This is a genomic window from Dellaglioa sp. CoH-57-MRSF-17, assembly GCF_056782015.1.
On record NZ_JBXAXY010000102.1, the window covers coordinates 1 to 324 of the forward strand.

Annotated in this window: 1 protein-coding gene; it reads left to right on the forward strand. The window is 54.6% G+C overall.

What is annotated here, in order from left to right; genetic code table 11:
- Positions 1-131 precede the first annotated feature (131 nt).
- Positions 132-324 (forward strand): hypothetical protein (locus tag AC1RPJ_RS08050; protein WP_481762888.1); only part of this gene is annotated, 193 nt, incomplete at its 3' end.

Consider the following 324-nt stretch of genomic DNA (forward strand, 5'->3'; position numbering starts at 1 on the left):
GAAAGAGGCGCGCGCCGCACTGTACGAAGAGGCGGCAAGAGGTGTGCGCCTCATGATGAAGAAAGAGCTTCGGCGTTGGCGCGAAGAACACGATGAGTGGCACGAAGAAAACTCGTAATACAGGAAATCTGATGTTCGCAAGTAAGAAAAAGGAAAGCAGTGCACCGATCGACGCAGAACAACATGCGCTTCATCGGAAGTATCGACCAACCAAACTCGACCGTTACCTTGGTCAGGATGCGGTGGTGACCCGAATTCGAGGTATGCTCGAAACCGGAAAGATTCCGAGTGCCATGGCCTTTTTCGGGCCCCCGAGCGCGGGCA